This window comes from Paenibacillus terreus (assembly GCF_042138595.1).
Lineage (GTDB): Bacteria > Bacillota > Bacilli > Paenibacillales > Paenibacillaceae > Paenibacillus > Paenibacillus terreus.
The window spans coordinates 125,704-148,381 of the sequence record NZ_JBHIRX010000013.1 but is presented as its reverse complement, the minus strand read 5'-3'; the positions used below and the strand labels follow the sequence as shown (position 1 = coordinate 148,381).

Annotated in this window: 19 protein-coding genes and 1 pseudogene; 6 read left to right on the top strand and 14 right to left on the bottom strand. The window is 52.9% G+C overall.

Features of this window, described 5'->3' with window-relative positions; genetic code table 11:
- Positions 1 to 20: 20 nt before the first annotated feature.
- The 3 genes and pseudogenes from ACE5KN_RS21420 to ACE5KN_RS21410 form a co-directional block, all read right to left on the bottom strand.
- Positions 21 to 1,580, bottom strand: a complete 1,560-nt coding sequence (locus tag ACE5KN_RS21420; protein ID WP_375528657.1) for a recombinase family protein — start codon at positions 1,578 to 1,580, stop codon at positions 21 to 23.
- A 79-nt stretch (positions 1,581 to 1,659) separates the two neighbouring features.
- Positions 1,660 to 2,781 (bottom strand): annotated as a pseudogene (locus tag ACE5KN_RS31120) (collagen-like triple helix repeat-containing protein); the annotation flags it as partial.
- 329 nt (positions 2,782 to 3,110) lie between these two features.
- Positions 3,111 to 3,569, bottom strand: a complete 459-nt coding sequence (locus tag ACE5KN_RS21410) for a hypothetical protein (protein WP_375528658.1) — start codon at positions 3,567 to 3,569, stop codon at positions 3,111 to 3,113.
- Positions 3,570 to 3,699: 130 nt separating this feature from the next.
- Between ACE5KN_RS21410 and ACE5KN_RS21405 the strand changes: the two genes are divergently transcribed.
- Positions 3,700 to 3,957, top strand: a complete 258-nt coding sequence (locus ACE5KN_RS21405) for a helix-turn-helix transcriptional regulator (RefSeq protein ID WP_375528659.1) — start codon at positions 3,700 to 3,702, stop codon at positions 3,955 to 3,957.
- 1,271 nt (positions 3,958 to 5,228) lie between these two features.
- Here ACE5KN_RS21405 and ACE5KN_RS21400 read toward each other — a convergent pair.
- From ACE5KN_RS21400 to ACE5KN_RS21365, 8 genes are all read right to left on the bottom strand, one after another.
- Entirely contained in the window at positions 5,229 to 6,377 is a 1,149-nt protein-coding gene (locus ACE5KN_RS21400; RefSeq protein ID WP_375528660.1) for a glycosyltransferase, read from the bottom strand.
- Between the two features lie 110 nt (positions 6,378 to 6,487).
- Entirely contained in the window at positions 6,488 to 7,636 is a 1,149-nt protein-coding gene (locus ACE5KN_RS21395) for a glycosyltransferase (RefSeq protein WP_375528661.1), read from the bottom strand.
- 285 nt (positions 7,637 to 7,921) lie between these two features.
- The gene (locus tag ACE5KN_RS21390; RefSeq protein ID WP_375533150.1) at positions 7,922 to 9,490 is read right to left on the bottom strand and encodes an alpha-helical endospore appendage domain-containing protein; all 1,569 of its coding nucleotides are present in this window, start codon (positions 9,488 to 9,490) and stop codon (positions 7,922 to 7,924) included.
- Between the two features lie 399 nt (positions 9,491 to 9,889).
- A complete protein-coding gene (locus ACE5KN_RS21385) occupies positions 9,890 to 10,747 on the bottom strand; it encodes a winged helix-turn-helix domain-containing protein (RefSeq protein ID WP_375528828.1) in 858 nt (285 codons plus the stop codon).
- Positions 10,748 to 10,843: 96 nt separating this feature from the next.
- Positions 10,844 to 11,767 carry a hypothetical protein gene (locus tag ACE5KN_RS21380; protein ID WP_375528827.1) on the bottom strand — a complete coding sequence of 308 codons (924 nt, stop codon included), beginning with the start codon at positions 11,765 to 11,767 and terminating at the stop codon, positions 10,844 to 10,846.
- Entirely contained in the window at positions 11,754 to 12,233 is a 480-nt protein-coding gene (locus ACE5KN_RS21375) for an alpha-helical endospore appendage domain-containing protein (RefSeq protein WP_375528826.1), read from the bottom strand. Before ACE5KN_RS21375 ends, ACE5KN_RS21380 begins: the two co-directional genes overlap by 14 nt.
- Before the next feature lie 24 nt (positions 12,234 to 12,257).
- Positions 12,258 to 13,493 carry a glycosyltransferase gene (locus tag ACE5KN_RS21370; protein WP_375528825.1) on the bottom strand — a complete coding sequence of 412 codons (1,236 nt, stop codon included), beginning with the start codon at positions 13,491 to 13,493 and terminating at the stop codon, positions 12,258 to 12,260.
- Positions 13,494 to 13,709: 216 nt separating this feature from the next.
- Positions 13,710 to 15,773, bottom strand: a complete 2,064-nt coding sequence (locus ACE5KN_RS21365) for an alpha-helical endospore appendage domain-containing protein (RefSeq protein WP_375533149.1) — start codon at positions 15,771 to 15,773, stop codon at positions 13,710 to 13,712.
- 327 nt (positions 15,774 to 16,100) lie between these two features.
- Between ACE5KN_RS21365 and ACE5KN_RS21360 the strand changes: the two genes are divergently transcribed.
- The 3 genes from ACE5KN_RS21360 to ACE5KN_RS21350 all read left to right on the top strand — a co-directional run bounded on the left by ACE5KN_RS21360 (position 16,101) and on the right by ACE5KN_RS21350 (position 17,259).
- Positions 16,101 to 16,382, top strand: a complete 282-nt coding sequence (locus tag ACE5KN_RS21360; RefSeq protein ID WP_375533148.1) for an alpha-helical endospore appendage domain-containing protein — start codon at positions 16,101 to 16,103, stop codon at positions 16,380 to 16,382.
- Positions 16,383 to 16,515: 133 nt separating this feature from the next.
- Positions 16,516 to 16,821 (top strand): alpha-helical endospore appendage domain-containing protein, encoded by a 306-nt coding sequence (locus ACE5KN_RS21355; protein ID WP_375528822.1) that lies wholly within the window; start codon positions 16,516 to 16,518, stop codon positions 16,819 to 16,821.
- A 48-nt stretch (positions 16,822 to 16,869) separates the two neighbouring features.
- On the top strand, positions 16,870 to 17,259 hold the full coding sequence (locus ACE5KN_RS21350; RefSeq protein WP_375528821.1) for an alpha-helical endospore appendage domain-containing protein: 390 nt from the start codon (positions 16,870 to 16,872) through the stop codon (positions 17,257 to 17,259).
- A 187-nt stretch (positions 17,260 to 17,446) separates the two neighbouring features.
- On the opposite strand, the gene ACE5KN_RS21345 is transcribed toward ACE5KN_RS21350, so the two are convergent.
- The 3 genes from ACE5KN_RS21345 to ACE5KN_RS21335 are packed head-to-tail and all read right to left on the bottom strand — an operon-like array spanning position 17,447 to position 20,930.
- Positions 17,447 to 18,562 carry a glycosyltransferase gene (locus ACE5KN_RS21345; protein WP_375528820.1) on the bottom strand — a complete coding sequence of 372 codons (1,116 nt, stop codon included), beginning with the start codon at positions 18,560 to 18,562 and terminating at the stop codon, positions 17,447 to 17,449.
- 16 nt (positions 18,563 to 18,578) lie between these two features.
- Positions 18,579 to 19,709, bottom strand: a complete 1,131-nt coding sequence (locus tag ACE5KN_RS21340) for a glycosyltransferase (protein WP_375528819.1) — start codon at positions 19,707 to 19,709, stop codon at positions 18,579 to 18,581.
- A gap of 24 nt (positions 19,710 to 19,733) precedes the next feature.
- A complete protein-coding gene (locus ACE5KN_RS21335; protein WP_375528818.1) occupies positions 19,734 to 20,930 on the bottom strand; it encodes a glycosyltransferase family 2 protein in 1,197 nt (398 codons plus the stop codon).
- A 225-nt stretch (positions 20,931 to 21,155) separates the two neighbouring features.
- Here ACE5KN_RS21335 and ACE5KN_RS21330 point away from each other — a divergent pair, with 225 nt between their 5' ends.
- Positions 21,156 to 21,476 (top strand): hypothetical protein, encoded by a 321-nt coding sequence (locus tag ACE5KN_RS21330; RefSeq protein ID WP_375528817.1) that lies wholly within the window; start codon positions 21,156 to 21,158, stop codon positions 21,474 to 21,476.
- Positions 21,477 to 21,596: 120 nt separating this feature from the next.
- Positions 21,597 to 22,652, top strand: coding sequence for a hypothetical protein (locus ACE5KN_RS21325; protein WP_375528816.1), 1,056 nt, complete (start codon positions 21,597 to 21,599; stop codon positions 22,650 to 22,652).
- Positions 22,653 to 22,678: the final 26 nt, after the last annotated feature.

The window sequence follows — 22,678 nt, the reverse complement described above, 5'->3', positions numbered from 1 at the left end:
TTTTATGCTTTCGCCGGCAATCAAAAGTACTCAATCATGTAGCTGAACGGATATTCCTCGCGCTCACGGCTTCTTTCATGCAAAGCCTGGATGTCATCCGGCAGCACCCTGGTATAGCTGATCCGCCGGATAAACTGCTTCAATGTGATGTTCTGTTCTTCAGGCGTCAGGAAGGCGAACTGATCCAGCAAATTCAAGATGCCGTCTGCCAGTTCCATCCCGGGAGAGACTTCAAGCTCCTGTATTTGCCGCAGAGTCGTCTCTTTCTGTTCCCGCAATGAATGCTCCTGGTTCAACAGCCTTTCTTTTGCAGACTTCAACTCCTCATGCGGAAAAACCTTTTTCAATGCCATATCCAGCAAATTGGCCTGCTGCTTCCGATTTTCATCTATCTGATTTTCCAGGTGAACGAGCCGCTCCTCCAGTTCGGAGCGTATATGTAGAGAATCACGCCGCTGCAAATATTCCAACGCTTCCTGCAACTGCTGGCGGTAGGCCTGGATTGTTAATGCCATTTCTTCTTCCATGAACTTCAGCTTCATCCCGTGATTCCCGCACCTCTCCCCGCTGTCCGGCAGCAGAGATTCGCAGCGCCTGATGAAATAACCTCTGTTTCTTTCTTTTCTGATGACAAGCTTCCTTCCGCATACGCCACAGTAGAGCAGGTCTTTCAGCATGCTGGCACCCGACTTGACAGATGCTTTCTCACGGAAAATCATGGCTTGTGCGCCGCGCTCTGCGCGCTCCCGGTTGGCCAGATCCCACTCTTCGGGGGGAATGATGGCGGGATGGGCGTTATCCGTGACGATCGTGTCCGACACCTTGTAGCTGTACTTGCCCTTTTCCTTGACACGCTCGCGGTCATGCAGTACAAGACGCCCTTTGTAGACCGGATTTGCAAGCATCCTCTTCACGTTACAGGGCCGGAAGCTGTGACCGCGCCGGGGTTTATAACCTTCACTGTTAAGCATGTCGGCAATCTTGCGGTTGCCCAGCCCTTCGTTGTGAAGCTTGAAGATATAGCGCACAACCTCTGCTTCCGGTTCATGGATTTCCAGCTTATGAGTTGTTTTATTTCTTCTATAACCATACGCGGGCAGTCCGACGACGTGCTCTCCGCGCCGGGCTCGCTGCAATTTATTGTATTTGTTCCTGCGCCCTATCATTTCGTATTCCAGCGTGGCAAACATGGAGCTTACGTCATACAACAGCCGGTCTTCCTGGGAATTGGACAAATCGAAGGTCTGCGAGGGAGTGATAATCTTGATATCGTAGTCGATGCACATCTGCTTGATTTGCTGGGATACAATTCCGTTGCGGGAAAGCCGGTCCAGGGACACGGTAAAAATCGCTTCGTATTTTTCAATATTAGCCAACATCTGCTGCAGCTGCGGCCTTTGCTCAATCTCGTATTTCCCTCCACTTACAATTTCTTCATATAATTCATAACCGTACCCGTTCTGTCGGCAGAACTCCTCCATCATTTCGCGATGATTCTGCAAGGTATCCTCGTTTTCGCCCTTATCTCGTGAAATACGCAGATAGGTTGCTCCGAAAATCATTGCAGTGGTATCGTTCATAAGTGATGGCCGCCTCCCTCTGTGATCTCGTCCGGAGCTGCCGGAATGATCTCCTGTAGCCAATAAATGAAAACAACGGACCAGTTGCTCCTGTTACACCAGTATCACCTGTAGTCCCTGTAGCTCCAGTTGAGCCTGTGGCTCCAGTCGAGCCTGTGGCTCCGGTAGAGCCTGTTGCTCCGGTAGAACCTGTTGCTCCGGTAGAACCTGTCGCGCCGGTAGAGCCTGTGGCTCCAGTCGCGCCGGTCGCTCCAGTCGAGCCTGTGGCTCCAGTCGAGCCGGTGGCTCCGGTAGAGCCTGTGGCTCCGGTAGAACCTGTCGCGCCGGTAGAGCCTGTGGCTCCAGTCGAGCCTGTGGCTCCAGTCGAGCCTGTGGCTCCAGTCGAGCCGGTCGCGCCGGTAGAGCCTGTGGCTCCAGTCGAGCCTGTAGCTCCAGTCGAGCCGGTCGCGCCGGTAGAGCCTGTGGCTCCAGTCGCGCCGGTCGCTCCAGTCGCGCCGGTCGCTCCAGTCGAGCCTGTGGCTCCAGTCGCGCCGGTAGAGCCTGTTGCTCCGGTGGCTCCACTTGAGCCTGTGGCTCCGCTTGCACCTGTAGCTCCTGTAGGGCCTGTTGCTCCCGTCGAACCTGTCGCGCCGGTCGAGCCTGTGGCTCCAGTTGGGCCTGTTGCTCCCGTCGAACCTGTCGCGCCGGTCGAGCCTGTGGCACCCGTGAAGCCTGTTGCGCCGGTCGAGCCGGTCGAGCCCGTAGCTCCTGTCGGACCTGTCACTCCGATTCCAGTCGCTCCTGTGGGTCCTGTTGGACCTGGTGGACATGTTGGACACGTTCCTGTCGGCCCTACCGGACCTGTCGGACCGGTTGGTCCTCCCGGAGGTCCCGGAGGTCCCGGAGGACCAGTCGGCCCCACAAGATTGGTAGCATCCAAGGCTGTTTCCAATTTGTTGCTCAGTACAAAGTCTTTGTTGATTGTTTCCTGCAGCGTTTTCCGGATGCTTTCATTTACAGCCAATATATCGCTGATCGATGCTACCGGCCCTGACACACCTGGCAGGGTTCCCAGTACATATTGAAGCTTCTCACCTTCCGCATTCAATATGTGACTGAGCCCCAGCTCCTCCATGGCTATGGAGGCGACGATTAACGATATAGCGTCATCTCTCGTGATTGTAATCGTAGGTGTGACGTTAGGCAGGTTGGCTTGAGACACTTACATCTCCCCTTTCGGTAGTGATAGTCCAGTGTATTCAACCCCACTGCAGAAGTTTTGAGGTAAACGTCCAATAATCGCCTCATTTTCGAAATATAGGCAGCCCGGAATTACAGGGAAATAGTTCTTATAAGTTCAAATACAGTCATGCTTATATCGAAAGACACCCAGACTTTGCATAAGCCAACTTGAATACATTCACCTGTGTATTAGTATATGGGGAGTTAGCCTCAATGTTGTTCGAGTTATTAAGCTGCAGTCTGCTTGATTGTATTGTGGAAATGATAGCCTATGCTGAAAGGAATACTTGAATTATGTAAGTAAATTTTTCAGAAAATGGATTGATAAAGCTTTGACGGGTCATCTGTAATCTTGGTTGACAAAAGATACAGGATCTCATCGGTCCTTCTTAACAAGCGGTTGACGTTCTTTTTCTTCATTTTAGAGACCTGCTCTCTTTCCATATCAGATGCCAAATATTGAATCGTCCCGATAAAAATGACCACATCCAATGCCGGAGAAGTTTCAGAATGCAGGAGATGCAGAAGATCCTCCATGGGAAAAAACCTCTTTGGGGCAAGCATGTTGTTCTTTTTGATGTACAAAGCGTTTAGCATAGCGGTAAGAGCCCAGTCGCAAAGGATCAGGCTGGATCGAGGCAGGCTATGATCGTAAAAAATCATGGCGAGCTTCATATGGTATTGAGACAACTTATGATATCGATATGTGATTGTTAAGTGATGCTCTTTGCGTGCTCGAAGCTTTGCAGCATCCGTTCTGTGTTCCATCGTGGAGTGAAATTTCATGGGTATTCCTCCTCCCGAGATAGCGAATCTATCAATCTGCCTTAATTATACAACGTCCTATAAGACGCGTCTACATGGTCGTAATAATTCATTCTCTGATTTGTTACCATAAATGAACAATAATGATGACAAGGGGTATACAGGGGTGAGAATCAAGGAAGCACGTGAATTAAAACGTCTTGCACAGGAACAGGTCGCTGTGCTTGTGGATACTTCTGTGCGACATTATCAACGCATTGAAGCCGGTCAAGACATACCTAATGTAATTCTCGCTTTGGAAATCTGCCGCGTTCTGGAGATAGATCCCCGTGATGTAGAGGAATGGCAGGACAGCAGCAAACGTCCGCGCCGCCGACGCTCTCTTGAATAGAAGGAACACTCCCGCTAAATGTGGAGTGTTTCTTTGTTTTTACCGATTGGACAAGTCCAGTAGCGAAGGCAACGGTCTTGCATACTTCACATTTCCCTTATGCACGGATTCTGCGGAATCTTACTTAATCGTTGTGTGCCGGAAGGCACTTGAGTTAGCCTGAATATTGTTCGGGTTAATAAGCTGGAGGCTGCTCTATGTAACTCAACTTTCGCAGAGGACAAATTCAATTAAACCTTTGTCGCTGCTGGGTTCTGAGCAATTCGAATCCCCTCCTTGCAAGTTTGCCGATTTCATGCTGCGAAAGTTAACTCATTTTATGGACTCCACCTCATCATCCGTGCTTGACAGTCAAGCTGCCCGTCGACCGTGGCAAGGCATGTGAACTCACTGTTCGGGAGCTTTGCACGATTATCCCATTGGATCAGGTAAAGAAAAACAGAAAACCAGGAACCGAAAATTTACTTTAGGCGCGTTAAAGAAAATAACGGATCAAATGAGGCGCGAAAATGCCTGTTGTTACGCTATTCAGGACCATCGAATGGGTCTATTATTTTTTTTGATCGTGCCTTATGGAGAAGCAGATCGGTTCGAGATCATGAGGCGATCTTAGGAGAAAGCAGGAGCATTTAGGTGATGTGAAACTGACCTGAGCGAAAGGGATAATCATGCAAAGCTGTATGGAGAGGCAACAGGTAACGGACACCAGATACCAGATACCATACCTTATAGACATCCGTCTCACTCTGGATACTAGACTCTGAGCGGGGCGAATCCCTTTCTTCCAAGAAAGCTAGAAAAAAGCTGTCTGCTGATTCAGCGTCAACTCCAGCAGTGGATCCCCGTTTTACCCAGTTACATCAAGGCCTGTTTGCCGATTTCATGCTGCGAAAGTTGAGTTATGTAAGTACAGGACCTCATCGGTGTCCCTTTTTAGCCCTGCGGGTTAGATATGATTCTTTAGAAACCCCGACTCAAGCGAAGCGTAATTGAAAGAATTCTTGGGGATAATTTATCTTGTTTGGTTCAAGGGCCAGAAGAGATTTCCGCAAAACGCGGTTTGCAGGGCTAGATCATTTTATTCTCTTCAATTCAGCTTCTTGTTGAATGGAGCGGGCAGAGAGAAGTTTGTTTTTGAAGACAGCTGTATACATGGAGGAATTCGCCGCTCACCAGCTGTTCTCCGCTATTGCTCAGCCGGACGGGATCAGAATAAGCCAAGCGACAATACGGAAAGAGCACTATTGTATGCTTGGCTTTTCATCTGTATATCAGGGGTGGGTAAACATAGAAGCGATGGGTCCGTAAGTCTCACCACCGTTGCCTGGGGATTTTGTAATGGCAGTAATTGTACCGCTGTCCATCAGGCTGGCCAGGGTAAAGTACCAATCCGCCCCCAGTTCGTTCTCACAAGCGGCCAGGCACTGGCCAAGTGCAAAACATGTCAAGTAAGAGCCGTAACCGGGCATGCCGGGATACTCTTCCGGAGCCGGACCGACGCTCAAGGCTTCCTGGAGCACATGAACGGCCTGCTCCAACCTGCCCAAAGCCACCAGCCCCTGGGCTTTGTAATGATACAACTCCGTGAATGCCGGAAACTCGGCAATGCTTGCGCTGCATTTCTCCACCATCTCTTCGTAACGCTTCATCATCCCCAGCGCAAGGGTCCGATACTTGTGCGCGTTCACCATCAAGTACATCGGAACTCCCTCTGGATGAGCCAGCACGGTATTCAAATGAGCAAGCCCTTCCTCCAGTTCATTCGCTCGAAAGAGCTCAGCCCCTAGGTAATAGTGATTCGGCCAATAAGAGGGATGCTCCTCAAGTGCCTTCCGCAGCAGCGATATATTCCGTTTCACCTTATCCTGGCGGATCAGATTACGGGTCAGATGTCCGTCATGGTAAACCGTCACGTCCACCCTTCCCATCCGGCCATTCGGGGTGTGCTTCAGCATCACCGGAAGGATCTGCTCATGGACTCTGCCTTCAAAACGGTATGCCGGCCGATTCCGCACCAGCCGAAGCACATAAGCACGTTCCACCCTGCCGCCGTCCAGGTAGTTATGAAGCAGCAGTTCAATCCCTTCAATCTGCTGTCTCTCAATTGAATCCTGGGTTAACACTTCCTTCAGCCTGGGTGCCTCGTTCCTGTCCAGTACTTCATCCGCATCCAGCCACAGAATCCAATCGCACTTCGCCTCCTCCAGTCCCCGGTTCCGGGCATTCGAGAAGCTGTCATCCCAAGGCCAATGAATGACTTTGGCGCCAAAATCGCCCGCAATCGCTGCGGACCGATCCGTCGATCCCGTGTCCACCACAATGATCTCGTCCACAATGTTTCGGGCGCTGCTTAAGCATTGCACCAGATACGGCTCCTCATTCTTGACGATCATACATAACGAAATGCTCGGGGTACCCATCTCTCACTTCTCCCAATATAGGATTATTTATATTATCCGGGTGCCGGGAAAACCACCTATTGAACCTACCATAAGCTTAGATCATTGTGCGCATAACTTTTTCCTTTAAATTAGGGACCGACTAACACAGAAACATCGGGGCTGCCAGCTTCACTACCGTTACTTAAGGATTTTGTAAGGGCTATAATCGTACCGCTGTCCATCAGGCTCGCCAGGGTAAAATACCAATCCGCCCCCGGTTCGTTCCCGCAAGCGGCCAAGCACCGACCAAGCTCAAGACAGGTCAAGTAGGAGCCGTAACCAGCCATACTAGGGTAATCCTCCGGAGCCGGACCCATGTTCAAGGCTTCCTGGAGCACATGAGCGGCTTGGTCCACCCGGCCCAGAGCGATCAGCCCTTCCGCTTTACAATGATACAGGTCTGTAAACTCCGGAAACTCAGCCATGCTTGCGCTGCATTGCTCCACCATATCTTCATAACGCCCCATAAGCCCCAGCGCAAGGATTCGATACCTATGCGCACTCACGATCACGCTCAACGTAAACCCCTCTGAATGAGCCAGCGCGGTGTTTAAATGGGCAATCCCATCCTCCAGTTCATTCGCTTTAAGGAGCTCCGTCCCCAGGTAATAGTGATACACCCAATACTTCGGGTACTCCTCAAGTGCCTTGCGCAGCAGCAATGTATTCCGTTTCACCTTATCCTGGCGGATAATATTACGGATCAGATATCCGTGATGGTGAACCGTCACATCCGCCCTTCCGAGCCGAAGATTTGGAGTGTGCTGCAGCATCACTGGATAAATCTGCTCATGCACTCTTCCTTCGAAACGGTATTCCGGCCGATTCCGCACCAGCCTGAGCACATAAGAGCGCTCCATACTGCCGTCATCCAGGTAATTATGGAACAGCAGCTCAATCCCTTCAATCTGGTGCTCCCGAATCGCATCCCGGGTTAACAGCTCCTTCAGCTTGGGCGCCTCGTTGCTGTCCAGCACTTCATCCGCGTCCAGCCACAGAATCCACTCGCACGTGGCCCCCTCTAATCCCCGGTTCCGAGCATTCGAGAAGCTGTCATCCCATTGCCGATGAATGACTTTGGCTCCAAAATCGCTCGCAATCGCCGCGGATCGATCCGTCGAGCCCGTGTCCACCACAATGATTTCGTCCACAATACTTCGGACGCTGCTCAAGCATTGCGCCAGATACGGCTCCTCATTCTTGACGATCATACATAACGAAATGCTGGGGGTGTTCATCCTTCACCTCTTCGAATATAGGGTTATTTATATTCATGTGAGCTTCAATACTCCATGAAGAGCTTCAACCGTTTCATCCCAGAGAAGGGGGGGGAGTCAGGATTGGTCTTTGCATCTGCTGGAGACATTTTGAGAAATTTGGAGCTTAAGATTAGAATGAAGTGGAACCTGGCCACTTATCAGACATTTACGGGTCTGAAGAGTGCCAGGTTGAAATTGGTTTCCTATGCTCCACTATAGCTTGACATCCCGTTTAGCGTCCGCAGGTAGCCGTTCAAATATCGGTTAAGCCAGCTTAATGACTCTTAGACTTGTTGAACCATAATTACCAGGAGATCCTGCAACAGGATTTCTCAATGATAAGTTAATTACTCGTGACGTCGAAATAATGGCGCTTCCTGCTAATACTTGCGTAGCCCCGTTACTCGTAGCGACACTGTTGCTTCCTTGTACCAAGGTTGCACCAAGGAATAACGCAGCACTTACAGAACCATTCACTGAACCCGCAGTCGAAGTGGCGTTCGTTCTATAGTCCACAGAATACGTCTGATTAGCAACTAGAGTGACGGTTCCGTTACTCGGCTGAATGGCGTTTCCATTCCGATCCAAGATCACCGGTACTGAAAGAATCCCTCCGCCAGCTACATCACCTGGAACTCCCATAGCAAAAAGTCTATTCGCCGTCACGGTCGGACCGGTTGGTCCGGTTACACCAGTATCACCTGTCGCTCCGGTGGCTCCTGTATCTCCCGTCGCTCCGGTGGCTCCTGTATCTCCCGTCGCTCCGGTGGCTCCTGTATCTCCCGTCGCTCCGGTGGCTCCTGTATCTCCCGTCGCTCCGGTGGCTCCTGTATCTCCCGTCGCTCCGGTAGCACCAGCATCACCTGTCGCGCCGGTAGAGCCTGTTGCGCCCGTAGAGCCTGTCGCTCCCGTGGAACCCGTTGCGCCCGTAGAGCCTGTCGCTCCCGTGGAACCTGTCGCGCCCGTAGAGCCCGTTGCTCCTGTAGAACCTGTCGCGCCCGTCGAACCTGTTGCTCCGGTGGAGCCTGTTGCTCCCGTGGAACCTGTCGCGCCCGTGGAGCCCGTTGCGCCCGTAGAGCCTGTCGCTCCGGTAGCGCCTGTCGCTCCGGTGGCTCCTGTTGCACCCGTTGCTCCTGAAGGACCTGTCACTCCAACCCCAGTTGCGCCGGTGGCTCCTGTTGGTCCTGTTGCGCCGGTCGCGCCGCTTGAGCCTGTGGCTCCGCTTGCACCCGTTGCTCCTGTTGGACCTGTCACTCCCACTCCAGTTGCTCCTGTAGCTCCTGTAGGACCTGTCACTCCGACTCCAGTTGCGCCGGTGGCTCCTGTTGGTCCTGTTGAGCCGGTCGAGCCTGTTGCTCCTGGTGAACCGGGATCACCTTTAGGCCCTGTTGGACCTGTTGGACATGTTGGGCACGTTCCTGGTGGCCCTGCCGGACCCTGCGCTCCTGTGGCTCCCGCTGGACCCGTCGCGCCGGTCGGTCCTGTTGGTCCTCCTGGAGGTCCTGGAGGCCCCGGAGGACCGGTTGGCCCCACAATGTTCGTAGCGCACAGGGCTGTTTCCAATTTATTGCTCAGTACAAAGTCTTTGTTGATCGTTTCCTGCAGGGTTTTCCGGATGCTGTCATTTACAGCCAATATATCACTGATCGATGCTACCGGTCCCGACACACCTGGCAGGGTTCCCAATACATATTGAAGCTTCTCACCTTCCGCATTCAAAATGTGACTAAGCCCCAGTTCCTCCATGGCTATGGAGGCCACGATTAATGAGATGGCATCATCTCTTGTTATTGTAATCGTAGGTGTGATATTAGGCAGGTTGGATTGAGACAACCACAATCTCTCCTTTCAATTGAATTGGTACATCTTATGCCCACTTGGTTTCGGAGTGTTAGGCGTAAGCCCTGGTTATATGTACTACTACTATAAATAGGTAAATACCTATTACTGCTGCCGTTCCTCCCGGCCCGGGCTGCATATGTGGGTGACGCTTGTACGATTTAATACCGGTTGCATCGGGTGACTCCTGTTATGCCTGCTGCTTCTCCCGGTGGGACCGGCGGGTCCTGCCCGTACCAGTCGGTCCTTCAGGATTGTCGGCATCAAATTTTACAATACTTACGAGAATAGAGGGCCTCTTCAATACAACTGAAGAATCCCTCTATTGTTCCCCGTCTCATTCCACGCTGCGAACCCAATCCCGTTCCTCCCAATCACAAGGCTTTTGATTGCTTAGAGCTCTTCCCCGCTGCTGCCATCGCCCGGGTCCAGATTAGGAGTGTAGGGAGGCAGAAAAATGAGTGTCAGGCGCGGATTTTTTCGCAGATAGGGTTCAAAGTCGCTCACACGCTCCAGCCGGTTAAAGCCCATCACCGCAAACAGAGCTCCAGCAGGGTGATCACGCAAAGCATTCTTCAGAAACCGGATGCCGTTCAGAAAGCTTAATTTCCCTGCATCCTGATGATTGAACGCGTTCCAGCTGTCCAATTCTTCAAGGTACCAGCCATGCTGCAGGAGATAATACGGGAGGGCCAGAGATTGGTCTTCGTATACGATACGGCTGTTTCTGGCATTCTTGATCATGAGCTTAAGCGACGGAAACGTTACTTTGGTATAACGTATATTCGCAATCGGATCGGCTGACACGAGCGTGAAATTCGCCTTCGTAAAACGAAAACCCAAACGCTGAAGCAGCTTGCTTATCCCCCGTTTGCTGAAGGACTGGCCATACTCCCTCATAATCCACTGCTTAATGAGATTGATGCTCCAGCTATAGTAATCTCCCAGCCCCACGTCAAGCGGGCGCCGATTCAATAGCAATTCCTTCAGTTCGGCCTCCTGCGAAGCGTCAAGCTTGCGGGATAGCATGGCATAATAGGCTTCGCCCAGCCCCTCGATTCCATTGGACCGATAAATGTCAATATAGCTCTTGACCGTCTGTCTTGTACGTCCCAGCGACCTGGCGATGGATGTGAAATTATTGCCTTCAAGATAGAGCATGACAGCTTTATAGCGCTCGCAAATTCGTTGATTATCCTCATTGTTCATCGCTTCGGTCAGCGCTTGCAATTCAGTATCTTGATGTTCCACGTTTTCGACAACCTTCCGCTGCTTAAGTAAGCCTGCCCTCTGGTCAGGAACAGTTTTGTTCAGTCAACAACTGCCACACGCGGTATGTCTTTGTTCTTACTTTCCGGAAATCCGGAGATTGGGAGAACATATAATGCCGCTGGTGCTCATCCCCGCTCTCATCTCACCGGGTACGGTTCCTTGATCCGGCCGGGATGATTCGGTCATCTGTGAAGGAGCATCCGTCTTGCCGGTCTTGCGGTATACCTTGGCGCTCTTGGCGGTAAGCTGGGCGGACAGCCCGGATGACGCCTGATTCGGCCTGAGCGGCTGGCTTGCCTTGGGACTGGCCGGTTCTCCTGTTGGCTCGGAGCGGGGCGGGAGGATCAGATGTGCCGGCGGCTTGCTTCTGGCCGGACGGACTGCAGCGCCTGCTGGCTCGCTTGCTGCCAGAATGAGCGGTTCACCTGTGGACCCCGCCGCAGCCAGGATGAGCGGTTCACCGACAGACTCGGCTGCAGCCGGAATGAGCGGCTCTCCTGCAGGCTCCGCTGCGGCTGCTTCGACCGTAGCGCCGGTCTGTGTGCCGGCGGCGGGCACCTGGGCAGGAGCATCCAGCTCCTGGTCCGCAGGACCGCCGGGCTCCTTCCCGATTGGCTGCGCCAGAATAGCGCCGCTTCTGTCCAGCGTGTCGGAAGCCCCCGCATCGCCTGGCAGCTCATCTGTGACAGAAAGCTCCGGCCCATCCGGCGGCATGACCGGAGTCTGGCTGGCCAGGGCGTCCAAGGTCACGCCTATAATCTGGCTGATCAGATCATCCAGCTGATTCAATTGATGATCGAAGCTGAGATCCGCTTTGGCACATTCCAGCATTTCCGCGGCGGCCACCGATAAATGATTGATTGGCTGCAGGAACTCAGCCGGCCAACCTGCACAGATGCCCTCCAGGTCTTTGATGCTGTCCAGCGTCTGCTGCGACGCATCCAGAATCGCTTCCTTCTCAAACTCCTCCAATGGGTGCCATTTCTCAAAACTCCCCATCCCCATCCTCCTCGTTCAAAATTCTGCGGCTCATCTCCACCATGCGAATGAGCAGCTTCTGCTTCTCCACGAGCGCCTCTACGACACGGGCGGTGGATAGCTGAAAATCATTGATATTCTGGTTGGTCGGCATGGTGGGAAAATTCCCGGCTGGGCCCGTAAAAGCCTTGATCTTGTTCGCTTCCGCCTGAATGAGATAGGATATCGAGGTCTGCTCCATGGCCACGGAGGTGAGAATATCCTTCATGACCTCCCGGCTGGAGCGTTTGTTGCCGCTTTTCATTTTATCCCCGATATGCTTCAGCTGCTGCTCCAGCCCTCCGGAATCGCTTCTCCCCTTACCACCGGTGTTGAACAGCTCCATTTCTTCCTTCGCGATGCTGTTCAGAAGCTCTTCCTGGCTGAGTTCCTCCTGCTCTCCTTCCCTATTGGGGTCCACGGACAAATCCATTTCCCGTTTGCTCATAAGTTTCAACTCCCGTCAGGTACTCTACCCATACTGTTTCACCTTGCCGGTGTCATGGAGGTGCGCATCAATGATCGCCTGCAGCTCCTCCCGTTCCATGGGCAGCTTATCTTGCCAGAAATATGTAAGCTCATGCAGCGCGGCATCCTCCCCCAGACATCTGATCAAGGCATCAAGCGGCGGTTTGAAGGTGCTGGAGTAGGACAGGGATTGCACAAACGCCTCGACTGCAGCATCGTCCCGCCCCAATTTCTCCAGACACAACCCCTTATAGTAAGCTGCCTGATGGCTGCCGGCTCCCTTGCGGACCAGATATTTGCCGAAGGACGGCTCTCCCAGCTCCAGACAGCGGTTGAAATGGTGCAAGGCTTCCTCGTACATTTTCTTCTTATAATGAACAATGCCGGAATAGAACTGGAGGTCGACATAATCCGGATACATGCGCAGCGACAGCTTCAAGCCATGTTCAATCTCTTCGGAGCTGACTTCATCCAGCACCACCGAGTACTTCAATTTGTAGACGATATAGGGGGGAAGCTGCTTCTCGTCCAGATAATGCTGGATAGCGGTGTTCAGCTGCTTGAAGCCGGGGCGGTACATCTGCAGGCGGTAATATTCACACGCCAGGTGGTACGCATACCACTGGCCCCTGATGCCGGCCGTCAGGGGCTGACGGCTCAGATGATCCAGCTCCCGCAGCACACTGGACTTGTTCTTGAGCGGATTCTTCTCCAGCCTGTAGTCATGAATTTTCACCGGGAAAATGCCAATCCGTTCCTGTTCTCTGGATTTGCCCTTGAGCTGGTTGAAGTTGAGCAGCTCCTGATGTTCGGTAAAATACTGAAAACGGAAATGCCTGCGGAACAATCGCGGGGCGGCCATGTCAAGGATTCGTACGCGCCCGCTTGCCGTGGAGCCGTATTGCAGCACGTTCAGGAAGATGAGGTCGTACTGCTCCTGATAAATCAGATCCCGCACCCGGTAACGGTCCATCTGGTCCAACTGTTCATCCTCATGCATCCATAGGACCCAGTCTCCTGTGGCCTGCCCGAGGGCAAAGTTGCCTGCTTCCGGGTAGCTCCCCTCTTCATAGAAATCAAATACCTTGGCGCCATAGACCTTCGCCAGCTTCGGAATGCGGTCCGTAGGCTCCATGTTCACGATAATTATCTCGTCGGCCAGACCATGCGCGCTGTCCAGACAGCGCTTCAACTGCGCATCGCTGCCCGTGGCGACCATGCATAACGACAATCGCTTCATTCTCGTTCACTCCCCGTATCCGAGTACATATCTTGCATCCCCATCCGAAATGGATACTCTTCTGACACATACATATGCCCGCCAGAAAGGAGTTATAACCGAAAAAAAATAGACTACCGAGGACTCCTCAATAGTCTATTTCCATCTGGTGCGATGCCTCTTAAGGCTGCTGCCGTTCTGCGTGGACTTGCTGCCTCATATACATGTAAACGAGCATTACTCGCTGATCAGGAAGATGGACAGGTGTCCTGCCGTGTTGCCCGCGATTGCGCTCTGCAGGAAGCGTTCGGAATCGGAGCGGTTCGAGATGCTGATCCGGTCTCCCGCGTTCAGATAACCAACTCTGCTGGAGGAGAGGGTGCCGGTGTTCGCATATGTCGACGCACCGCTGTATGGCTGGTCATTGATCAGCAGCGAGAACAGCGTTGGCACAGCCTGGTTCGGTGCCAGTGATACAAACCATTCAATATTGTACAGTCCAGGTGTTTGGACGATGACCTCGTTGCCATTATAGATCATACCCGATACATCGCTTCCAGTCGGCAGGTTGAGATTCACTTTGCAGCCGCATGGAACGCACTGGGTGCAGCAGCAGCAATTGCAGTAACATTTCTTGCCGCCGCAGCCGCCGCCACAACCACCGCCGCAGCCACCACCGCAACCGCAGCCGCCGCAGCAGCATTCACATTTCCCTGGAGGACCCGCCGGGCCTTGCGGACCTTGGGGGCCCTGCGGACCCTGTGGACCTTGCGGACCTTGGGGACCTTGATCACCTTTCGGACCTTGCGGACCTTGTGGGCCGGTTACCCCTGCGCCCGTCGGACCTGCCGGACCTTGTGGACCTTGTGGGCCTTGTGGACCTTGTGGACCTTGCGGACCCTGCGGGCCGGTTGCTCCTGTTCCTGAAGGGCCTACCGGACCTTGTGGACCCTGTGGACCTTGCGGACCTTGGGGACCCTGCGGACCTTGCGGACCCTGCGGACCTTGCGGACCTTGCGGACCGGTTACTCCTGCTCCCGTCGGACCTGCCGGACCTTGCGGACCTTGTGGACCCTGCGGCCCTTGCGGACCTTGCGGGCCGGTTACTCCTGCTCCCGTCGGACCTGCCGGACCTTGCGGGCCCTGCGGACCTTGGGGACCTTGCGGACCTTGAGGGCCTTGCGGACCTTGCGGGCCGGTTGCTCCTGTTCCCGCCGGACCTACCGGACCTTGGGGACCTTGCGGGCCTTGTGGTCCCTGCGGACCTTGCGGACCTTGCGGACCGGTTACACCTATTCCGGCCGGGCCTTGCGGACCTTGCGGGCCTTGCGGGCCTTGTGGTCCCTGCGGACCTTGGGGACCGGTTGCTCCTATTCCCGCCGGACCTTGTGGACCCTGCGGGCCTTGCGGACCTTGGGGACCTTGCGGACCGGTCGGACCTGGTTCACCTGCTCCGGTCGGACCTGCCGGACCTTGCGGACCTTGTGGTCCCTGAGGACCGGTTGGACCTGGTTCACCTGCTCCGGTCGGACCTGCCGGACCTTGCGGACCCTGTGGACCTTGGGGACCCTGTGGACCCGTTGGACCTGGGGCGCCTGAACCTGCCGGACCTGTTGGACCTTGCGGACCTTGCGGGCCAGTCGGACCTGGTTCACCTGCTCCGGTTGGACCTTGTGGACCCTGCGGACCTTGCGGACCCTGCGGGCCTTGTGGACCTTGCGGACCGGTTGGACCTGGTGTGCCATCACCGCCAGGACCTGTTGGACCTACCGGACCTTGCGGACCTTGTGGACCCTGCGGGCCTTGCGGACCTTGTGGACCCTGCGGGCCTTGTGGTCCCTGAGGACCTTGGGGACCGGTTGCTCCTGTTCCCGCCGGGCCTGTTGGACCTTGCGGACCCTGTGGACCCGTTGGGCCTGTTGCGCCAGTGCCCGGTCCCGTTGGACCGATAGGTCCCGTCGGACCTGTCGGACCTGCCGTACCGGTGGGGCCCTGGCAGCCTTTAACAAACTTTTTCAAAGAATCCATCTTGTTCTGAAGCACCATTTCCGTCTTCATGACTTCGGTGAGCGTCTCGCGAACATTACAGTTCAGGGCTGTAATTTCATCCAGATTCGGCGGCGGGTTGAGGCCGCCTCCCGACAGCGTACCCAGAGCAAACTGAATCTTCTCGGCCTCGGCATTAATAATGTGACTCAGTCCAAGCTCCTGCATTGCGATCGATGACAGTATCAGGTTAATTGCTTCGTCTCTAGTGAGGCTTATGGATGGGGTAATATTAGGTATGTTTGCCTGCGACATTCTACACATCCTCTCCCTTTACGATATCCCCTTAATCCGGTGGGGGTGGATTAAGTTCTAGGATAATGTATGTGGCATTCGCTGAATGTGTTAATGTCCTGCTTCAAATTTTTCCGTGTCCCCCAAATTAAATTTTTTAAACATGAGTAATAGTACAAGTTGCGCGGCTTATATACTAAACCATCGATAACAGGTTTCCTTACTCGTCGCAGATGAACTTGTAGGAAAGGAGGGGTTATCCTGTCACAGCCATCAATCCCCAATATCACACCACTGATCACGGTTACAAAAAGAGAAACGATCTCATTATTATTGGGTTCCATAGCTATGAATGAATTGTCCATGTCACACATCATTAATGCGGAAGCTGAGAAAATACAGGCTTTTGTTCAGCATGCCGAGCGTTCCATGTCAGTCAAGACGAAGGACTATATTCAATTTAATAATGCCGTATCCAAATTTATGGAAGAAATAACGATGGAGCAATGGTTGAGTCTCAACAAGCTGGACCGGGTTATTCAGCTTGTGGATGAGCATTTTCAAGAAGGGGATTATGACGATTGCGAGGATGATGACAAGGGGAGCTCGGAAGAGTACTACGACGAATAACGTTAACCCTTTAAGGAGGTGAGGCAATTGCGTGTCGCTGCAGTCATAACATAATGAAACACCAGTGCACATACCTTTTGGAAATTGCCGATTGCGCAGTAAACCCATAAAAGCTATATCAAGGAGTGAGAGCATGTCCTATCCAAATATTCCGAACATTACCCCTACGATCACTGTAGACGCCTGCGATGCCATTAACCTGCTGCTTATGTCTATCGCCATGGAAGAAATCGGCCTCAGTCATATCATCAATGCCGAGGCCGAGAAGATCCAGTATGTCGTCGGTACCCTGCACGGTACGGGCCCATCCGCCTCGGTCGACGATCTTCTGAAGATCAACAAGGATGTACGCAAGACATTGTCCGAAGTCGTTCGTAAAGAGCTGCTGCTGCAAATGAAGCTGGAAACGGTCATGTCCGCCAAGCACCCTTGTCTTTAATCGCTTGTAAAACTTAAACTCTATGTACATTTAAGGAGGAATTTATCCATGTCTTACCCAACAGTTCCGAATATCACGCCTACAATCTCTATCGACTACTGCGATGCCGTCAACCTGCTGCTCGTGTCCATTGCGATGGAGGAAATCGGCCTCAGCCATATCATTAACGCCGAAGCCGAGAAAATCCAGTATGTGCTCGGTACCCTGCATGGCACAGGCTCATCCGCTTCGGTTGACGACATTCTGAAGATCAACAAGGATGTGCGCCAGACGCTGTCGGAGGTCGTTCGCAAGGAGCTGCTGCTGCAAATGAAGCTGGAAACTGTGCTGTGCAGCACTCCTCCTTGCTCAAGCGGCACCCCGACTCATCAGCCGCAGCCACCTTGCCCGCCTGACCAAGCATCAGGTGGCAGCACATCCTACCCTGCCTACCGTTAATCGTCCTGCCCCGACGATAACATTCGTATAACGATGATTTCTCACGATTGCCAACGACCTGGTCGATGGCAGTCGTTTTTTTGTCTGTCGATCAAAGCTTTGAAAAAATGTCCAGCGTGGAGACACCCTGCAGGCGTCCTTCACACGCTGAACCTTTGCTGTTGATTCATTCTGTTCTTGGTTTATTCTATGCCGGATCGATCTCCGGGGTTCCTTCTCCCCTTACAAAACGAGAGCCCAGCACACCCATAAAGTATTTGCGGTTATAGAGCATGCTCGGATGCTGCGGGCTGTAAGCCAGGGCCTTCTCGTTATGCTCGCTGGCCAGCTCATGCTGCCCGAGTTTGTCGTAACACAAGCAAATCTGCAGATGAGGATACCAGGTCGTTATGATGTTGCTGGTCATCCCCATCGTGTCGGCCGGAGCCTCCGTCTCGATCGCCTGCTTATACCAGTGGGCGGCCACTCGATAATTGCCCAGCACCAGAAAGATATCGCCCATATTGGAGTAATACTCCGGTCTCGGCGTGTCATACCATAACGACCGACTCATGGCGGCGACAGCGTCTTGACGGCGATCCAGTTTATTGTAGCAATCTCCCAGTTTGAAGCAGGCCTGTATGTTATCCTCTACCCAGCCTTTATCCGTATCCAGGAATTTGTTGTAGTATTCGATCGCTTCCTCGTTCCGTCCGTTATCGCGCAGCTCATTGGCGAAGTAGTACAGATCGCGCGGCGAGAACTGCTCCCCTCTTTGCTTCCGTGCCAGATAAATTTGCAGGTTGCGGTCCGTGTACGGCTTATCCTTGTGATGCGCTATCGCTACATCGCTGGCGATCATCGGTCCGTCCGTGATCAGGACCTCATGCACCGGCCCTTCCCACTTGAAATTGCAGGATCTGCGCACCAGCCGGAATCTGCGCAGGCTGAATGTCACATTGCCTGAAGCGTCGAAGCCCAGATTGTACGGCATGCTGACCCGGTCAATCTCCGGAGGCAGGGTGCGCTTCAGTTCCTTCAATCTTGCCACATTGGCTTCGTCAACGACATCATCGGCATCCAGCCACATAATGTACTCCTTCGTGGCTTTGCTGAAGGAGAAATTGCGGGCAGCGGAGAAGTCGTCGATCCATTGGAAATCATAGACATGCTGTGTATATTTCGCGGCAATTTCTTTCGTGCGGTCGGTCGATCCGGTGTCCACAATCACAAACTCATCCACTGCATCCTGGATTGCGGAAAGGCAGCGATCCAGAGCCTCTTCTTCATTCTTCACAATCATGCACAAACTAATTGTAATCATTCATGGCTCCCCTTCTTCAGTTGTCTGCGGCAGATTCGAGAACACCCAGCTTCTGCAGCGCTTCTCTGGCCTGCTCCATCGTATCCGACAGCTCCAGTGATTTGCGGTACGCCTCTTCCGCCTTGGGGAGGTCCTCCATCAGCTCGTGACAGCTGCCGATATAATACCAGGCCAGGAAGCTGCCGGTGCCGACCATGGTCAGGTAGGCAGGATGGTCTTCATCCAGCGTGAGGCAGTATTCAAATGTTTCAAGGGCCTCGGCAAACTTTTTCATGCTCATCAGAATGATGCCTTTATAGAAATGCAGGTCCACATAATCCGGATACAGCTTGATGGCTAGCTCAATGCTGGGCCATCCGCCTTCATAGCTGCCGATGGCCATAAGTATGGAATACTTTAGCTTATATAATAAGGAAGGTGGTTTTTTCTGGGATTTCAGGAAGCTTCCAATCGACAGGTTCACCCGTTCAAAGGCTTCAGCCATTTTCTCGCTGCGGTACAGCTCGCTGGCATAATGATAATCGAGCCACGGATCATGGTCTTCGGCCTCCAGCGCTTTTTCCAGCAGGCGCAAATTCCGTTCTTTCTTGCCTTTCTCTTCGACAGCTTCCTCCAGGTAACCGTAGTGATGCAGGGTCACAGGCACCACCAGCACGGATTTGTTGGTCAAGTCCAGGGCCTCGATATCCAGCTGCTCATGGATCTCTCCGGCAAAACGCAGCTTCGGATCGTTGCGGAACAGCCGGTATTGATTCATGATATGAGAGCGGTCATAGGTCACCGGGAAGGTTCCGTAATAATTCACAACCTTGATCCGGCCAAAGTAGCATTCCTCCCTGGACAGGACGTCCCGCAGATGCTGCCCGTCCCCCGGCTCCACCTCTTCGTCGGCGTCCAGCCAGAGGATCCATTCTCCCTTGGCCTTATCCAGACCGAAATTGCGCGCATCCGCAAAGCTGTCGTTCCATTCGTAGTCGTACACGGCCGCTCCATACTCCGCCGCGATCTCTTTCGTGCGGTCCGTTGAACCGGTGTCGACGATAATGATTTCATCCACCGCGTCCTTGACGCTCTCCAGACACCGCTGCAGCCACTTCTCTTCGTTCTTGACAATCATGCACAGGGACAACAATCCTTCTTCTATCACCTTTACTCCACGCTCCTCTTCTGATCAGGATGGTTTATCGACCGTAATGCCGAATAGAATGGTCGACAATTTACGGGCCGCCAACTCGCGTCTGATCATATAACGGCGCGCGATCGGCGCCAGATACTCATTTTTGTTCACACCCTCGCAGAAATCGACGGTAATCATGTCCGGCTCGCCTTCCGTCGACAGCTTCAACGCACGCAGAATGCGAATGTCCTTATCTGACAGAACGTCGCCTTGATACAGCCACAGCACATACTCGGACTTCACGTTTTCAAAAGCGTTATAAGCAGTGTGTATCTTGTTGCTTTCTTCCGTAAGGGAATAAAACTCAATGGGATACGACTGGGCGATTTCGCTGGTGGCATCTGTAGAACCCAAATCGACCACGATGATCTTATCTACATCATTCGTCAAGGAATCCAGGGTTTGGCGCAGAATGCCTTCCGCGTTCATCACGACCAGGCAGGCTGACACGGAGATCTCCGGCTTAAAAATGAGCTGATGAATATTGCCGCCCCACTTCCTGTTTGCAATCTCCGCGTTCTGCCGCATCAGCTGTGTAATCTCACTGTAGGAGAGTTCTTTTCGGGTAGTGGCATGACCGACATGGTGGATGAAAGCGTCCAGCGCTACACGCAGCCCATAACCGGCGCGAAGAAACCTTAGGCTTAAGTCATCATCCTCATAATTGCCAAGCCCGTATATTTCATCGAACAGACCGACCTCCTCCAGCGCGGACCTTGTGGTCAGCATGCAGAAGCCGATGAGCCGGCGGACCTCAATATAAATCCCCGAATAAATGTCCGCATGCTGTTTCGCAAACTCCTCCAGTTCCTCGATACTGCTGTACGACGCCGTAATCTGCTGATGCCCGCTGGAAAAGTTGGTAACAGGCCCGACCATACCGATTCTGGGATCATCATTCAGCGCCCGCAGCAGATGGGTCATCCAGTTCTCGGTAACCACCGTATCGTTGTTAAGAAACATGATGTAATCTCCGCTCGAACGCTCAAATCCTTGATTGCATCCCTTGGCAAACCCCTTGTTCTCCCCGTTCTCAATCAGGATCACATCCGACTGTGATCGCAGATAATCCAGTGTCCCGTCGGTGGAACCATTATCGACGAGGATGAGCTCATACGGCTCCCGGGTGTGGCGCCGGATGCTATCAAGGCATGCCTGGGTCAGCGCCAGCTGGTTCCGGGTTAAAATCACGATACTGATCAGAATAACATCGCCCCGCTTTCCTGCTTTGTCAGTATGCCTGCAAGCAAAATCATGTGTGCTGTGACTTCTCTGCCGGTTTCCCTATATTTATAAGCGCGATGCCGCGGAAGGATGCCTGTTCACAAGACATTTCATTTTTTTCTTTCGAGATTCACTATGGCATTTGTCCCTGAATATACTGCAGCAAAACCTGACAGAGAGGAGGGATAGAATATGCATCATCCTTATGATGATTTGTTCACGTCATTCTCCAGAACCAAGGAAGAGGCCGTGAAACGGATCATGGAATCGTTTGAAGAGGCAGGCATGCAGTCACAGCATTCGGCTTATGCCGATCAGTTCGATCTTCGGCCCGAGCTTGGGAATACGCTGGAAGCGCCCAAGAATCATGTCATCGAGAACTTGCAAAGAACCTTCGAGCAAATCCAGCAGGCCTTGAAGCAGCATTATCCTGATGCAGAGGACAACAATACATCGGTTCAGGAGTTATGGAGTGAATTGCACCGCATCGCTTTTTCCCCTTCGGACAAATAACCCTCATCGACGGCAAGCATAAAGACCACCCTTCTCTGCTTCAAGGAAAGGTGGTCTTTATCATGTCTGCCGCACATAAAATGAACTAGTTTTGAATCCGGATAGAAAGGTTGATTGTACATGGAATTATTCGACAAGGCCGATCGCCTTGGCATGAAATGGATCTCCAACACGGAGGGGCACAGTGCGTGGCTTCATATTGAAGATCGCAGCTACTGCATCGTACGGGCTCCATTGATCTGGTATTCCGAGCAGCCCGCGTCCACCGTTGAGATTGTGACGGAGCGTGATAAATTGACGGTTGAACTGGAATCCGTGTTCCGGGACAGCTCCACCGGGCGTTATGTGCATATCAAGGACATCACGTTCTTTGTGCAGATGAATTCTGACAGCGTGTATGTCGTTACACCGAAGTCCGGGGATCCGGGCGATCTGGTCTGGCATCTTCCCATTATCTACAACTGCCCGTTCCTGCCGCCATGTCATCTCTCCCTCCATGTACAAGCGGAACCCGATGCTCTGTTATGGGAATCGTGGCAGGCATCGCTGCCCGAAATTACGACTGACCTTTCCCTGCCCTCCGAGCTTCACGTCCTTGAGGGCAATACGCACCGAAGCTATATGGACACCTTTTCCATGGATAAAGGTCTGAAGAATCAACCGCTGTATCCCAAGGTCCGTGAAGAATCGCCCCATCCCTACCTGATCGCCCAGCGGGTGGTGGCCCGGGATGCCGTAATGAATCTGGCTCAATCCGCGGACCATAGCGTAATCAAGCTGGGAGACATCGTCACCAGCCGCACAGTCATCACCAATACCGGTTCGACCACCTGCATGTATGTCCAGTACCGCACCACCCTGCCGGAGTGCGCCCGCCTGGTGCCCGGGACCTTTGTCATCAACGGGATTGATGTGCCGATGGAGACGGATTCGATCAATGTTATCACGGTGATTCTGCGAAATATGCCTGTCGGAGACCTGCTGGACGTCTCCTTCAAGATGGAAATCCACAAGGAATCCGAGATTGAGAAATTTTATATGAGCTCTGTGCTGGATTATCACTTCGAGGCAGTTGACGGCCGGCTGCTGATCGGCAACCAGCCGAGCAATGTGGTGGAGTTCATATGGGGAGAACCCGAGGAAGCAAGTGCCCCTCCTTCGGAAGCAGAAAAATAAATACCTGACGGAAGTAACTCTCCCTC